12 protein-coding genes and 1 pseudogene are annotated in these 16136 nt (G+C 44.7%); 2 read left to right on the forward strand and 11 right to left on the reverse strand.

All coding sequences use genetic code 11. The features are described 5' to 3' along the window. Positions 1-7: 7 nt before the first annotated feature. The 6 genes from aroK to pilM all read right to left on the reverse strand — a co-directional run bounded on the left by aroK (position 8) and on the right by pilM (position 5109). Positions 8-526 carry a shikimate kinase AroK gene (gene aroK, locus IRQ95_RS10065; protein WP_194436803.1) on the reverse strand — a complete coding sequence of 173 codons (519 nt, stop codon included), beginning with the start codon at positions 524-526 and terminating at the stop codon, positions 8-10. A gap of 164 nt (positions 527-690) precedes the next feature. Further along, positions 691-2400, reverse strand: a complete 1710-nt coding sequence (locus IRQ95_RS10070) for a type IV pilus secretin PilQ (RefSeq protein ID WP_431358052.1) — start codon at positions 2398-2400, stop codon at positions 691-693. Next, on the reverse strand, positions 2397-2954 hold the full coding sequence (locus IRQ95_RS10075) for a hypothetical protein (RefSeq protein ID WP_194436804.1): 558 nt from the start codon (positions 2952-2954) through the stop codon (positions 2397-2399). Before IRQ95_RS10075 ends, IRQ95_RS10070 begins: the two co-directional genes overlap by 4 nt. Continuing rightward, positions 2951-3559, reverse strand: a complete 609-nt coding sequence (locus tag IRQ95_RS10080) for a type IV pilus inner membrane component PilO (RefSeq protein ID WP_194436805.1) — start codon at positions 3557-3559, stop codon at positions 2951-2953. Before IRQ95_RS10080 ends, IRQ95_RS10075 begins: the two co-directional genes overlap by 4 nt. Further along, complete coding sequence (locus tag IRQ95_RS10085; protein ID WP_194436806.1) at positions 3549-4130, reverse strand: PilN domain-containing protein; 582 nt, start codon at positions 4128-4130, stop codon at positions 3549-3551. The genes IRQ95_RS10080 and IRQ95_RS10085 overlap by 11 nt, the downstream gene beginning before the upstream one ends. After that, positions 4120-5109 carry a type IV pilus assembly protein PilM gene (pilM, locus tag IRQ95_RS10090; RefSeq protein WP_194436807.1) on the reverse strand — a complete coding sequence of 330 codons (990 nt, stop codon included), beginning with the start codon at positions 5107-5109 and terminating at the stop codon, positions 4120-4122. Before pilM ends, IRQ95_RS10085 begins: the two co-directional genes overlap by 11 nt. A 145-nt stretch (positions 5110-5254) precedes the next feature. On the opposite strand from pilM, the gene IRQ95_RS10095 reads away from it, so the two are divergent. Continuing rightward, positions 5255-7813, forward strand: a complete 2559-nt coding sequence (locus IRQ95_RS10095; protein WP_194436808.1) for a PBP1A family penicillin-binding protein — start codon at positions 5255-5257, stop codon at positions 7811-7813. A 138-nt stretch (positions 7814-7951) separates the two neighbouring features. On the opposite strand, the gene oxyR is transcribed toward IRQ95_RS10095, so the two are convergent. Beyond that, positions 7952-8839: a DNA-binding transcriptional regulator OxyR gene (gene oxyR, locus IRQ95_RS10100; protein ID WP_194436809.1), complete on the reverse strand. Its 888-nt coding sequence runs from the start codon at positions 8837-8839 to the stop codon at positions 7952-7954. 192 nt (positions 8840-9031) lie between these two features. Between oxyR and IRQ95_RS10105 the strand changes: the two genes are divergently transcribed. After that, entirely contained in the window at positions 9032-9760 is a 729-nt protein-coding gene (locus IRQ95_RS10105) for a glutathione peroxidase (RefSeq protein ID WP_194436810.1), read from the forward strand. 57 nt (positions 9761-9817) lie between these two features. On the opposite strand, the gene IRQ95_RS10110 is transcribed toward IRQ95_RS10105, so the two are convergent. From IRQ95_RS10110 to argH, 4 genes and pseudogenes are all read right to left on the reverse strand, one after another. After that, positions 9818-10078 (reverse strand): DUF3624 domain-containing protein, encoded by a 261-nt coding sequence (locus tag IRQ95_RS10110; protein ID WP_194436811.1) that lies wholly within the window; start codon positions 10076-10078, stop codon positions 9818-9820. A gap of 1430 nt (positions 10079-11508) precedes the next feature. Then, the gene (ahpF, locus tag IRQ95_RS10115; RefSeq protein ID WP_194436812.1) at positions 11509-13077 is read right to left on the reverse strand and encodes an alkyl hydroperoxide reductase subunit F; all 1569 of its coding nucleotides are present in this window, start codon (positions 13075-13077) and stop codon (positions 11509-11511) included. A 168-nt stretch (positions 13078-13245) separates the two neighbouring features. Further along, positions 13246-13803 carry an alkyl hydroperoxide reductase subunit C gene (ahpC, locus tag IRQ95_RS10120; protein WP_075652225.1) on the reverse strand — a complete coding sequence of 186 codons (558 nt, stop codon included), beginning with the start codon at positions 13801-13803 and terminating at the stop codon, positions 13246-13248. 953 nt (positions 13804-14756) lie between these two features. Then, positions 14757-16124, reverse strand: a pseudogene (argH, locus tag IRQ95_RS10125) (argininosuccinate lyase); the annotation flags it as partial. Positions 16125-16136 lie beyond the last annotated feature (12 nt).

Here is a 16136-nt window from a genome sequence, read left to right on the forward strand (position 1 = left end):
GTGATTCTTAACTCTCTTCTAGCATTTTTACGATCTGGTTGGCTACCACTTTTGCACTTTGATCGTCTGTGCGTACAGTGTAATCCGCAATTTCAGCGTAGAGCGGGTTACGCTCATCAGCCAGAGACTCTAGTACATCACGAGGCTTGTCCGTTTGTAGCAGAGGACGTTTTTTGTCGCGGTTTGTACGTGCAAGTTGTTTTTCAATGGTTGTCTCTAGGTATACAACGATACCGCGAGCAGATAGACGGTTACGGTTTTCTTTGCTCATGATTGAACCACCACCTGTAGCAAGAACGATACCTTGCTCTTCAGTTAGGTCATTAATCACTTTTTCTTCACGAGCGCGGAAGCCTTCTTCACCTTCAACATCGAAAACCCAAGCGATATCTGCGCCTGTGCGTTCTTCGATGACAGTGTCAGAGTCAACAAACTCCATATGAAGCTGTTGAGCTAGATGTCTACCAATCGTACTTTTGCCGGCTCCCATTGGGCCAACAAGGAAAATATTGCGTTTCTCAGCCATGTTTTAGCAGTAATTTACAACGTTAATTCAATGACATCGCCACAAGAAGGGACAGCCTTAAGCTGACTTAGAAGATGCTTGTGACACCTATTCCTCACAGATATTTCGTGATAAGACCCGAAATTATCTAGATAAGGTCGACCTAATGCAAATTTATTTTCTATTTAATGCACAACTACTTTTGGCGTAACGAAAATAAGTAGCTCACTTTTACCCAATTGTTGGTAGCTACGTCGAAACAAAGCACCCAGCAGTGGCAGATCACCAAGTAATGGGACTTTATCCACTGTATCGGTCACACTGCGCTGATAAATACCGCCCAGCACGATTGTTTCGCCATTTTCTACCAACACCTGCGTGCCAATACGTTGGGTGTTGATTGATACCGCTTCTCCGGTACCCGTTTTCAACACCTCACCCGGTCTATCTTGAGTGACATTTAAATCTAAAATTAATCGATTATCAGGGGTAATTTGCGGCGTTACTTTAAGGCTTAATACCGCCTTTTTAAAGGATACTGATGTTGCTCCACTCGATGCAGCTTCCAAATATGGAATTTCTGTCCCCTGCTCAATATAAGCAGGTTGCTTATTGGTCGTGATAAGACGCGGGCTGGAAATCACTTCCGCCTTCGACTCACGCTGCAATGCCGACAGTTCCAAATCGAGTAAAGTACTGCTACCTAGCTTAGCTACTTGAAAAGCGATGGTCGAAGAATTCGCTGCCGCAGCGGCTAAATTTACATTGAGCAACTCACTAATATCAACGTCAGGAAGCAAGCTACCATTCGCGTCAAGGAGTTGAAATTGATTGCGCTGGTCAAAGTTACCCTCTAAAGAGGCGCCTAGTCTACCATCATTGGAGTTGACACTCCAACGAACACCTAACTCATCGAGACTTCCTTCGCTGATCGTGACAATCCGAGCCTCTATTTGCACTTGTTTAATTGGCACATCTAGAGCAGCAACTATCTCAACTACCGTCTCAATATTAGTCGAAAAATCACGAATCAGAAGCGTATTAGTGCGCTCATCAACACGCACAGTACCGCGCTCTGAAAGCACGCCAGAGACACCATCACCGCCAACAAGCTCAGCAATATCGCTTGCGTTGGCAAAATTGACTTTGATAATCTGCGATTGAAACCCCGCACGCTCACTCTCTATACGAGCTTGTTCAATAAGAAGTTTTTCCCTTTGTTCAATTTCAGCCAAAGGCGCAATCACCACCACATTACCTTCCGTGCGCTTATCAAGCCCTTTCACTTGCAAAATAACATCGAGTATTTGTGTCCAAGGCACATCATCTAAACGCAAACTGATATTCCCTGTGACGGAATCAGCCATCACCAGATTAAAATCATTATATTGGGCGATAAGTTGCAAGACATTACGTACCGGAACATCTTGAAAATTAATTGACATCGTTTTGGCTGATAAACTTCGTTCTTCACCTCGATTTTGCTGTTTAGCCTCTATGATCACCTCAAGCAAATTACCATTGAGCTGATAACGATAACTGAACACTCCTTCAATTTGCGCCCGCAACTCGATATCATCACCACGCTGAAAAAGTTCAAGCATCTGCACATTACTAGCAAAATCATCAACATCAAATCGCTTGATTTGCTCAGGATGAATACCAGTATCAAATACTTTTATTGATAAACCTTGCGCCACTTTTTCGATATCGAGGGCAATATGCGGCTCACTCAATTCAAGCATAATTTTGCTGTTGCGTTGTTCATCAAGTTGGAAATCAACACTCACAAAGCGATTAGTCGTCACTTGCGCAACACTGATAGAAGCAGTCATCAATTGCGCCATCACTAACACTATCGTAAGAACAAGATGCTTACGGTAATACCTCATCATTGCTCCACTCCTTGTTTCTCGCTCCGCTTATCTTTCGAGCCTCCGTTAACCGACGTAATGAATGGTGCCGCAGCTGTCGATGGCGCGACACACGTCCGATTATCTGTATCAAAGTGAGCCACTATTACACCTTGAGAACGAATCTCAGTGATCACTCCAAAATGAGCGCGGCTATCCAACACTTGCCCCACTTCTCGCCCAACTAATTGACCATCCGCTAATTCCACCAATGCGATAGGCTGACTTTCGCGTAACACAACACCCTTGAGCGAATGCTCACCAACTTTGATCGCAATAGGTGCTGGCAGAGTATTTGGCCTACAGTGATCCTTTTGCTCTGAAAGCGGCACCAACACATTCTTAGGAAGCGAAAAAGGAGAGCCCTGCTCTTGGTAAATCAAAGGTGAAATAGTCAATACAGGCAAAGAAAACTCTAACTTATCAGCAGACTGAGTTTGGCTGCTCGCAACAAACTCAGATAAATTGGACTGTTCAGAACGGCACCCGACTAGGCCGATAAATAGCATCACTGCCACCAACATAGTCACATTCATCGCGCACCTCTTTGATGCCTAGCTGCACTTAATTCACTAACCGTCTGATAAAGCTGTGCTCGCAATGTCACTTTAACGGTTTGACTGGTATCTCTACTGCGTTCGAACTCCATCTCGGTAACATGAATCAATTGAGGAAGGTGGGTCAATTTTTGAGTAAACCGTGCGATATCGTGATAGTACCCGCTCAGTTCAATGTTCAGGGGTAAGATATCGAAGTCAATTTGCTGATGTCGCGCCCCCCAATCCATATGCGTCAACGACAATTGGTGCTGTTTGGCAAATTGATCGACAGCTTGCAAAATCTGTGAGGATTGATGCGTCTGAAGTAACTGCTGGTGAGATTTACGCTCGAGCCTCTCCAGTTGATTAACTTGACGAGTTAGCGCTGGTAAACGTGAGAGTTCTTTCGTTTGGCTAATAATACTCGTTTTTAGGGTTCTCTCTTGCTGGCGAAGTTGCTCAAGTGTGAGCAATTTACCTTCTAAGTACCACCAATAGCCCACCATCTGAACCGCAATCAGTAACCCTAAACAAAATAGCACGCGAACCATAACCGGAGCCTGGACTAAACCGGCGAAATCAAGCTGGCTATCAATGCTCATCAATACGCTCCTCAAGCAGCTTACTTTGCAGAGGTAAGGTAAAAGAGAGGTGATAGACTTGGTTCTTTTTTCCTCTAGATTCTTGATTGTGCTGAATAGAGTGCATTACTACCTGAGTTGCTTGTGCACTTGTTTCAAACCTTTCTAATAACTGAGTAAGTTGCTCGGTTGATTGAGCAAACCCTTTGATCGTCACCTGCTGATCTTTCAGTATTACATTGTCAAGATACACACCTTTGGGGATTTGGCTCGCCAGTAGTTGCATCAATAATATGGGTTGATTACGCTGCCATTGTAAATCACTCAACTTCTGTAACTGCGTTTGCAACCTCTGTTGCTGTGCGGTTAACAGCTCAAACTCAACCTGTCGCTGATTAAGTTTCGTCAAATAAGTATTTAAAAAATCCAGTCGTTGTTGCTGGATTTGCTGTTGTAAGTCGATTTGGTGAGCAAACGTCCAAAGTAACAGACAGGCGGCTGCTATAATGGTGGTCGAGGTTGCGATAAAATTCCGTTGCCTACTCTGCAGTTCCTGCTCACGCCAGGGCAATAAATTAATGCTATGTAGCATCACTCCTCCTTAGCCAATCTAAGCCAAGTAAAGCGCTACCTAATGCGGCACAATAACTATACGTTCTATTCTGATGGTGGTTATCATCAATAAGGCTTAACGGATCCAATAATTGGCATTTAAGATCAAGCTTAAATCTAATCCTCGCTTGTAATGCTTGCGCCAATAACGGTACGTTCGCCCCGCAACCAGTTAGCCAAATACCTTGAATCAAATGTCGCTCATTACTCGGCATCAACTGCCACTGACGCTCAATTAACGCAACCAACTCAACGGTAAAGTCGTCTAAATGCCGATCGCTAACTTCTCCTTCTGCATGTTCAGTCAGTGCACGAACGCCCACGGATAATTCTTTGCACCACGGCTCTGAAGCGGAAAAATCGCGCACCAAGAGTGAACGAGAATGCCCTAGATCTAACAAAATCCAATTTTCACATGCCAATTTTTTGGTCGCATGCTGCCACAAACGAACTAACCCATGGCTATAGGTTTCGCACAACAAAGGTTTAAAGCCGGCCAAGCAAAAAATGCGACGGCGAGCATCAACAATTGCTCTTTTAGTTGCATAAACCTGTACCAATTGCCCTGATTTATTGGAAGATACTGAAGGTAAAAAACAATAATCAAGATAGAGTTCAGCAATATCAAAGGGAGATTGATGAGAAAATCCCTCAATAATGGCATACTCTTTCTCTTGTACAGACAAAGATTTATCTATCTGTAGAACTTTGGAAATAACTGAATCATCAGGTACCGATATTGCGACTAATCGACTAAAGAAAGGCAAAGCCTTCCTTAGTTCTTTTAGTTTATTTACAATTTCTTGATGATTTAACTGATGGTTATCGGAGAAAATATCATCTTCTGTAATCAACTCTCGATATGCTGAGAGTATAAAAGTGCCTTTTACTGGTTTGATAACAACGGCTGTAATGCTGTGGTGACCAATATCAACGCCAGTGATTAATGAATTAATCATATCGCTGTGCTCCAGGCATCGGTTGCAAGTTTTGCGTAAACAGCATTGTTGCCGACTAAAAGCACAAAATTAACGCAAGCTAAATTGTTAGCTTAGGTTACAAGGCTTCTTGCCTTAACTACCTCAATCAATCAGGAAATATCCGGTGAAGTTCATAAAGCGATTGCTCATTTTTATTGTGGTTTGCATGATACTTGGACTAGGAACCATTTTTGGTTTCTATCTCTACGTCAAACCAGAACTACCTGACGTAGCGACTTTACGGGACGTTAAACTTCAAACACCGATGCAGGTGTACAGCCAAGATGGCAAACTGATATCTCAGTTTGGCGAAAAGCGCCGTATCCCAGTGAAGTATGACGAAATCCCGCCACACCTAGTTGAAGCCCTAATCGCGACTGAAGACAGCCGCTTCTACGATCACTATGGTATCGACCCTATTGGTATTACTCGTGCGGCTATCGTAGTGGCACTGTCGGGTTCTGCAAAACAGGGCGCGAGTACCATTACGCAGCAGCTTGCGCGTAACTTCTTCCTTTCAAACGAGAAGAAGATCATGCGTAAGATTAAAGAGATCTTCATTGCTATCCATATTGAACAACTTCTTAGCAAGCAAGAGATCATGGAGCTGTATGTTAACAAGATCTTCTTAGGTCATCGTTCATACGGTTTTGGTGCTGCCGCACGCGTTTACTTTGGTAAAGATCTTAACCAGTTAACTCTGAGCGAAATTGCTACCTTAGCGGGTATGCCAAAAGCGCCTTCCACTATGAACCCAATCTACTCGATTGAACGTGCGACCAACCGTCGTAATGTAGTGCTACTGCGCATGCTAGATGAAAAATACATCACGCAACAAGAATACGAGCAAGCACGAAGTGAAACGATCGTTTCACGCTACCACGGTGCAGAAATTGAGTTAAGTGCGCCATACGTAGCTGAATTGGCACGTGCTTGGATGGTTGAACGTTATGGTGAAAACGCTTACACCTCTGGTATGAACGTCTATACAACCGTAAATTCTAAGCTGCAAGATGCGGCTAACGATGCTGCGATCAACAACCTGCTCGCTTACGATGAGCGTCATGGTTACCGCGGTGCAGAAGCAGAACTGTGGAAGCCTAATGCAGCACCAATGTCAGCTGAGAAAATTGAGAAAACATTGCGCAAAGTACCAAGCTACGGTGAACTAACGCCAGCAGTGGTTACCGCAGTGGCAGCAAAATCAGCAACCGTCACCATTAAAAATGCGGGTGAAGCAACACTGGATTGGGATGGCATTAAATGGGCGCGTCAATTCCGTACCGATGAACGCCAAGGCGCTGCACCAAAGAAAGCGAGCGATGTCTTGGCCGTGGGTGAGCAAATTTGGGTGCGCCAAATTGCAAACCAACAAGACGAAGGTGATGTGGTTTATCACTGGCAATTAAGCCAAGTCCCAAATGCTAATACTGCTTTTGTCGCAATGAACCCAGAGAATGGTGCTGTACTGTCACTGGTTGGTGGCTTTAACTTTGTTCATAACAAGTTTAACCGTGCCACTATGTCGGTACGCCAAGTGGGCTCAAGTATTAAGCCATTTATCTACTCAGCAGCAATCGATAAAGGTTTATCATTAGCAACACTAATTAACGATGCACCAATCAACCAGTGGGATCAAAGCCAAGGTACTGCATGGCGTCCGAAGAACTCACCACCAACTTATGTGGGTCCTACTCGTCTACGTATTGGTCTTGCACAATCGAAAAACGTAATGGCGGTGCGTGTACTGCGTGAAGTCGGCTTGGATGATACTCGTAACTACCTCACTCGCTTTGGTTTTGCGATTGAAGACGTGCCACGTTCAGAAACCATTGCGCTTGGTGCTGGCAGCTTAACACCAATCAAGATGGCGCAAGGCTACTCAGTATTTGCTAACGGTGGCTACTATGTTGAGCCTTACTACATTGAGAAGGTAACCGGCCCTTACGGTGATCTTGAATTTGAAGCAACACCAAAGACCATTTGTAAGCAAAACTGTCCTGCAGCACAAATTGCACCCGTAGCTCAAGCTCAAACACCGAAAAATGAGTTTAACGAGCAAGATATTCCAACGGGCAATGAGACGGAAGAAACCGCTAACGTTGAGTCACCTTATGCACCACAAGTGATCTCAGAGCAAACAGCATTCCTAGTACGTGAAATGATGTACAGCAACATATGGGGCGGCGGTAGCTGGCGCGATGGCACGGGTTGGAACGGTACAGGTTGGCGCGCTCAAAAACTCAAACGTCGCGATATCGGTGGTAAAACCGGTACAACCAACGATTCGAAAGATACTTGGTACAACGGTTACGGCCCTGGTGTGGTAGCGATTGCTTGGGTTGGTTTTGATGATCATAGCCGAACTTTGGGCCGCACGACACAAAACTCGAACCTAGGTAAAGGACAAATTACTGGTGCTGAATCAGGGGCGAAAACTGCTGAACCGGCGTGGATCGACTTTATGCATACAGCGTTATCTATCAACGCTGAACAAGATAAGAAAATCCCGCAAGGTATCGTACGTATTCGCATCGACCGTGACTCAGGCCTACTGACCAATAAAGTCGATGGAACTTCGATGTTTGAATACTTCCGTGAAGGTCATCAGCCAACGGAATATGTATCAGAAGAATTAACCGACACTATCTATTCAAGTGACGAAAGCGAAGAGCTATTCTAGATACCTTATTAGGTTATAAACGCAAAGAGGTTGGCAGTGCCAACCTCTTTTTTGTTCCAATCCAACTTTATTCCAATGCAACAACGTTATCATCGATTTTAATCAGCAAGAATGATCAAAGACTTATGCTGATTGGTATTAAGCTTCTAGCTGCTGCTTAATCGTCTCAGCCAGTTGCTCAAAGCGAGTTCTGAATGGCGAACCCGGGCGATAAGCCACAACAATACTGCGCGTCGGCTCAGGGTTGACCGCTCGCACATAGCAGACCCCATCTTTGACCTTCTCTTTTGGCAACGCCAGTTTCGGTAACAGTGTGATCCCCGCCCCTGCCGCAACCATATTGCGTAGCGTCTCTAAACTGGTTGCTTTAAAACGCTCATCATCTTTAGCGCCCGCAGCAAAACAAAAACCTAATGCGTGATCGCGTAAACAATGGCCATCACCCAGCGCTAAAACCGTGCGTCCATTAAGCTCTAACATGTCGATTTCATCCAGCGATGCCCATTCATGCTCGCAAGGCACGGCTACGCTTAATGGTTCACTGTAAACTTCAATCTCTTTAAACTGCGCCGTTTCTTCTACCGCCGCTAATACCAAGCAATCCAACTTGCCGTCTTCAAGTTGATGAACAAGTTGCTGAGTTTGTGCCTCATGCAGATAAAGCTCAAGCTCAGGAAACTGCTCTTTCAACTTAGGAACAATGCGCGGCAAGATGTAAGGACCAACCGTCGGGATAAAACCGATATGCATCGGGCCTGTCATCGCACCACTTTGATCACTTGCCATATCGCGGAACAACTTCACCTCACTGAGGATTTTTTTCGCCTGCTCGACCAGTTGTAAACCCGCATCGGTAAACAACACACGACGACTACTGCGTTCCAGCAGCGCGGTACCTAGCTCATCTTCCAGCTTACGAATCTGCCCACTCAAGGTCGGCTGACTAACAAAGCAGGCTTCTGCCGCTTTACGAAAATGATTGTGCTCAGCCAAGGCGACTAAGTATTCGAAATCACGAATATTCATAAACCATCCTTTACTAATAGGATCAAACTATCAAAATCATAACACCAAACGTTTATGACTATCAAAGCCATAGCGCCAAACGATTAGAGCTATCAATAAAAATTTTTATAATAACTGCAAAGAAAAAAGATTGAGTCCACCCAACTCTCAGATATATTACCAACGAACAATATCGTTAATAAGGATTTAACCATGTTTACATCAAAAGAAGGTCAAGCTGTACCACAAGTTACTTTTCCAACTCGCCAAGGTGATGCTTGGATTAACGTAACGACTGACGCTCTATTCAAAGACAAGACCGTTATCGTATTCAGCTTACCTGGTGCATTTACTCCGACTTGTTCATCAAGCCACCTACCTCGCTACAACGAGCTATTCTCTGTATTCAAAGATCACGGCGTTGATGACATTCTATGTGTTTCTGTAAATGACACTTTCGTAATGAACGCATGGAAAGCAGACCAAGAAGCAGAAAACATCACATTCATCCCAGATGGTAACGGTGATTTTACTGACGGCATGGGTATGCTGGTTGAGAAAAACGATCTAGGCTTCGGCAAACGTTCATGGCGCTACAGCATGCTAGTGAAAAACGGCGTGGTTGAGAAAATGTTCGTTGAAGAAAACGTACCAGGCGACCCGTTCAAAGTTTCTGATGCCGACACTATGCTGAACTACATTGCACCAGAGCACAAAGAGCAAGCGTCAATCACCGTATTCAGCAAACCTGGTTGCCCATTCTGTATGAAAGCAAAACAGAACCTAATCGACAAAGGTCTGAACTACGAAGAACTTGTACTAGGTAAAGACGCAACCACTGTGAGCCTACGTGCAATCACGGGTCGCACGACTGTTCCTCAAGTCTTTATCGGTGGTAAACACATCGGTGGCAGCGAAGAGCTAGAAGCTTACCTAGGCTAATCCCCTAGCCGATTTAAGCTAAATTAAAAGCTAAATAGAAAGGCGATAGCTAACTGGCTATCGCCTTTTTTCATTTCTGCTTCGATAGCGAAGTGGAATAACCACCCAGCGCATCCAAAGGTGCAATGCTAATAGCCCAGTAAAACCGACAATCGCAGTAATCAACGCGATAGATTCAATGCTCTTAGGCGTATCACGAAACATCAGCCACCAGCTCGCCATACTCAGTAGCGATAATCCACTTAATTGATACACGCAGCGCATGCAACGTCCAATCTTTTTCCAAAACCAGTTTTGTTGGCAGGTATTACAGCTCATGTTCATGACTTACAGGGAGAAGTAAGCAACATTGTAATCCCTTCCGTTATCCGTTGGTAATAGCAAAACGCGATATGGGGAGTCGATCAAAAATGAAAAGTAAGCTTTGCCAGATAACAGTAGCACGTCATTGATGTACCTTACTGCTTCAAAAATAATCAAAATAAAATCCCAGCTTACTAGGGATTAATCTCGAAATATTGAGGAGAAGTAAAGTGAGTACTGAATTAAAAACTGCATTAGTAATGGGTTCGAGTTGGTTTGTGATTGGAGCAACGGCCATTGTTTTGGTAAGCCTGCACGCCATGCACTAACCTTCCTCTTCCTAATTAGAGTCACAGCGTTGTTGAGCTGCACTCTCAAACCTCATCACATAGTTGACTATGCTCAGAGGCTTTGCTCATTTGCTCGCCTAGCTGTGATTCAAATTAGTTCGAGGAGTATCCTTTCTAATTGGTGCTTTAGCGTCGTTAACCTACACTCGAAAATCTCATCACATAGTTCACTATGCTCAGAGAGTTTTCTCATTTGGTTGCCTAGCTATAACACCAACTAGTTTGGAGAAAGACTTTCATATTGATGCTGAAGTTGAAAGCCTAATCACATAATTATCTATGTGATTAGGCTTTGTCTTATGTTCTTGTCTAACGCGCTCACAACACTCAAATTCGTCCACCTCTCTAGGTAAAAGTTCAGGACGAACTTTTAGGTTTTCGGTGTCGGGAACGCCTAAAACCGACCGGACAGCGCACTCGAAACTAAAGCGCCTTTCTGATGACTCTTTGGCGCAGCAAAGAGTTATTGGACCGCTAGCACAGAGTCTAAGAAGGCGATGAGCTAATAAGCGGGACATACCCTTCCCCTTCCTATTTGGCGCTATAGCGTCGTTAACCTACACGCGAAAATTTCATCACATAGCTCACTATGCTCAGAGACTTTTCTCATTTGATTGCCTAGTTGTAACACTAACTAGTTTGGGGAAAGACTTTTAGATTGATGCTGAACTTGAAAGCCTAATCACATAATTATCTGTGTGATTAGGCTTTGTCTTATGTTCTTGTCTAACGCGATCACAACACTCAAACTCACCCACGTCACTAGGTAAAGTTCAGGACGAACTTTTAGGTTTTCGGTGTCGGGAACGCCTAAAACCGACCGAACAGCGCACTCGAGACTAAAGCGCCTTTCTGATTACTCTTTGGCGCAGCAAAGAGTTATTGGACCGCTAACACAGAGTCTAAGAAGGCGATGAGCTAATAAGCGGGACATCCCCTTCCCCCTTACTACAAACAAAAAAAGCCAGCAGTGGGATGCTGCTGGCAAAGTCTTGGGCTTCTAGTTTTGCTTCTTTCTTGCTGTGTAATTAACTGTTACATCCTTTCTTGCCGCCTTACTTCTTATCAAGCAAATGACGCTCAAGAAATTAGCGCTTAACCTTGTTTACGGATTAGGTAATCAAATGCGCCTAAACTTGCTTTTGCACCTTCACCCATCGCAATGATGATCTGTTTGTAAGGTACTGTCGTTGCATCACCCGCTGCGAATACACCTTCGAGGCTGGTTTCACCGCGGCTACCAACTTCAATCTCACCACGCTCAGAGAGTGCTACTTCTGAATCTTTTAGCCATTCTGTGTTTGGTACTAGACCGATTTGAACAAAGATACCTGACAGTTCAATCTGTTTGATTTCATCTGTATTGCGGTCTTTGTACTTCAAGCTTGTTACGCGAGTACCGTCACCCACAACTTCTGTGGTTTGTGCCATGGTGATGATGTCGATGTTTGGTAGTGAGTTCGCTTTGTCGATAAGCACTTGGTCGGCACGAAGTACATCGGCGAATTCAAGAACCGTTACGTGTTCAACAATACCTGCAAGGTCAATAGCGGCTTCAATACCTGAGTTACCACCACCGATAACCGCAGTTTTCTTGCCTTTGAACAGTGGACCATCACAGTGTGGGCAGTACGCGACGCCTTTGTTGCGGTACTCTTGCTCACCAGGGACGTTCATTTCACGCCAACGAGCACCAGGGCTTAGGATGACACTCTTACTCTTCAGCGTTGCGCCGCTTTCAAGTTGGATGTGAATCAAACCATCTTCTGTGTGTGCCGCGCCCATTAGTTTCCCAGCTTGTTGCTCAGTCACTACGTCAACATCATATTCTTTTAGATGCTCTGCCAGGTCAGTCGCCAGTTTTGGACCTTCAGTACGTTTTACCGAAATGAAGTTCTCGATCGCCATGGTATCCATAACCTGACCACCAAAACGCTTAGCAACCACACCAGTGCGAATACCTTTACGAGCTGCGTATAGAGCGGCTGCGCTACCACCAGGACCACCACCGACAACCAATACATCGTATGGGTCTTTTTCGCTCAGTGCTTTCGCCGCTTTCTCACTTGCACCGTCATCCACTTTGTTAAGGATTTCAGTCAGAGACATACGACCTTGACCAAATAGCTCACCGTTTACGAATACGCTTGGTACTGCCATGATGTCACGCTGTTTCACTTCATCTTGGAATAAACCACCATCGATCATGGTTGCGTTCACTTTCGGGTTGATCGCTGCCATCATGTTGAACGCTTGAACCACGTCTGGACAGTTTTGACATGACAGTGAAATAAAGATTTCTACGTCTAATTCTTTGTCTAGAGCTGCGATTTGCTCAATTACTTCCGGTTCTAGTTTGATTGGGTGACCGCCAGAATGTAGCAGTGCCAATACTAGAGAGGTAAATTCATGCCCCATTGGCAAGCCTGCAAAACGTAGTGCGGTGCCTTTCGCTGGGTTGGTCACTGCCATCACTGGTTTACGTGCGCTTGCGTTGTCGTCACGTTCAACGGTGATAAGATCGCTCATTTCTGCGATTTGATTTGCTAGTGACAAGATATCATTCGATGCTTTGCTTTCATCTAGACTAACCACTAAACGAACTTCTTGTTTTACATTAGCCAGATATTGTTTGAGTTGTTGTTGGATCGCTTGGTCTAACATAGTGTTACTGCCTTCATTAAATCTTAAAAGTGGTTACTGTAGATAAAATCTTGGGGTAGAGAGCAAATCAGGCAGATGGTCGTCAAGGTATCTAACCTGAAGTGCTCTCTGTTTGGTTCTAGTCAGTAAAAGGAGAATTCAACTGACTAGAGCCTAAATTTATGTGGCTTAGATTTTGCCAACTAGGTCTAGAGATGGTGCTAGCGTCTCTTCGCCTTCTTTCCATTTAGCAGGACAAACTTCACCTGGGTGTGCTGCTACGTATTGAGCTGCTTTTACTTTGCGTAGTAGGTCTTCTGCGTCACGACCGATACCTTCAGCAGTGATTTCCATTGCTTGGATAGTACCTTGTGGGTCGATTAGGAACGTTGCACGGTCTGCAAGACCTTGACCTTCACGCATCACACCGAAGTTGTTCGTGATGTTGCCTGTTTGGTCGCCAAGCATGTAGTACTGAATCTTGCCGATTGTGTCTGAGCTGTCGTGCCATGCTTTATGAGTGAAGTGTGTGTCAGTTGATACTGAGTAAACTTCTACGCCACGTTTTTGTAGCTCTTCGTAGTGGTCAGCAAGATCACCAAGTTCAGTTGGACATACAAACGTAAAGTCTGCTGGGTAGAAGAAGAACACCGCCCATTTACCTAGAACATCTTGCTCTGTTACTTCAACGAATTCGCCGTTTTTGTATGCTGTAGCTGAGAATGGTTTGATTTGAGTGTTAATCATAATTTACTTTCCTTTGAATGTTTTAAGCTGAGCTGTTGTTGCTTTCGGAAAGTATATTCGCATCACAGTGAGTTTAAGGAAAATCGCTTGTAACTATCCTATTGATAGTCATTTCCTATTAATGGTCATTTCACTTGATAGGGAGTATCGATGTCAGTGACGTGATGTTGTGGGGTTATTTAGGGTGCTGTAGCGCCAACTAGGAAAGAGAGGTGGTATGTCCCGCTTATTAACTCAGTGCTTTCTTAAGCTCTCTGTTAGCGGTCCAATAACTCTTTGCTGCGCCAAAGAGTCATCAGAAAGGCGCTGGTGTTTAGAGAGCGCTGCCCGGTCGGTTTTAGGTGTTCCCGACACCGAAAACCTTAAAATTCTTCCTGAATTTTTACCTCATATACAGCACACCTTTGGTTTCTGCGATCTACTTCTTCATATGAAAAATCAATTACCAAAACATAAACCTCTTCCTCAAACTAATTAGATTCACAGCTAGGCGAGTAAATGAGAAAAGCCTCTGAGCATAGTGAACTATGTGATGAGGTTTTCGAATGAAACTCAACAACGCTGTGGGTTTAATTAGGCAGAGGAAGCTAGGCAAGCAAATGAGAAAAGTCTCTGAGCATAGTGAACTATGTGATGAGATTTTCGAGTGCGGGTTAACGACGCTGTAGCGCCAAATAGGAAGGGGAAAAAGAAAAAAGCCCTGAAATCAATAAAAGATTTCAGGGCTCTCTTAGATTCATCTAAGAAAAAGCAGTGGTACAGTTATAGACAGAGCCTTTTCCAGATGGTTCAATTTTTTATCGATCTTTTTTGATCTTTTTATCTATCCACTAAAAATCAACATGTTAGATAAAAGGTTGCAGTACCTATTCAAACCCATTGGTGCTGCAGGTTGGCGACCAAAGAGCAAAGCCACTGCAGCGACCATTGGGAGGAATGATGAATCGCTACTTCAATCGCGCTTCGGCTTGCTCAACGGCAAATGCCACTTGCTCTGGCGCAACGCCGCCTAGGGCATTACGTTTAGCCAAGCAAGATTCTATCGTAAGAATCGCGTACACGTCTTCTTCAATCACTGGCGAGAAGGCTTTGAGCTCTGCTAGTGACAACTCTTCTAGCGCACTGCCCTTTTCAATTGCACCGACCACGGCAACGCCGACGATATGGTGCGCTTCACGGAAAGGAATTCCTTTCGCTACTAGGTAATCAGCTAACTCGGTCGCGTTGGCATAACCTTGCTGCGCCGCTTCTAACGTACGTTCACCGTTAACTTTGATACCATCAAAACAGAGCGCAGCCATTTCAATACAATCGAACCAAGTATCGAGTGCATCAAATAGCCCTTCTTTGTCTTCCTGCATATCTTTATTGTATGCCAATGGCAGTGCTTTCACTGTCATCATCATGCCGGCTAAAGAGCCATAGACACGCCCGGTTTTACCACGGATAAGCTCTAGTGCATCCGGGTTTTTCTTTTGCGGCATCAACGATGAACCGGATGTAACGGTATCGGCTAATTCAATAAAGTTGGCTTCACCTGAATTATAGAAAATCATGTCTTCAGCTAGACGAGATAGGTGCAACATTGAAATCGACGCAACCGACATCAACTCCATCACATGGTCGCGATCCGAAACCGAATCTAGCGAGTTACGTGTTGCGCGTGTAAAGCCAAGGTTTTGTGCAATCAGCTCTCGATTCATCGCATAGGCAGTACCAGCCAGTGCGCCAGAGCCAAGTGGACAAGTATTCAGACGCGCGACTGCATCTTTTAAACGGGAATGGTCACGCTCAAACATTTCAACGTAAGCAAGACACCAGTGAGCAAATGTCACAGGCTGCGCACGTTGCAGGTGAGTATAACCTGGTAGAACGGTGGTTTGATGCGCCTTCGCAACATTGACCATTTGCAATTGCAGGTCTTCAAGCGCTTTTAATAGCACTTCGCCTTGCTCACGGCACCACAGTTTTAGGTCGGTCGCCACTTGGTCGTTACGCGAACGCCCTGTGTGCAGTTTTTTACCCAAATCACCCACTTTGGCGATCAGTTGCTGTTCAACCCAAGAGTGAATATCTTCCGCATCCGAAGCTAAGATCTGCTTTGGATTCTCTTCTACGCTGACTTTCAGCTCATTCAAAGCCTGTTCAAGTTGCAGCTGCTCTTGCTCGCTCAACACACCAACTGTCACTAACGCTTTTGACCATGCAACCGAACCGACAATGTCTTGCACTGCGAGACGATAATCAAAACGAAGCGAATCATTGAAGTCTTTAAAACGTGTATCTGCTGCTTGGGTAAATCTACCGCCCCATAGTGCCATTGCATCTCTCCT

The organism is Vibrio fluminensis, from assembly GCF_015278125.1.
GTDB classification, from domain to species: domain Bacteria; phylum Pseudomonadota; class Gammaproteobacteria; order Enterobacterales; family Vibrionaceae; genus Vibrio; species Vibrio fluminensis.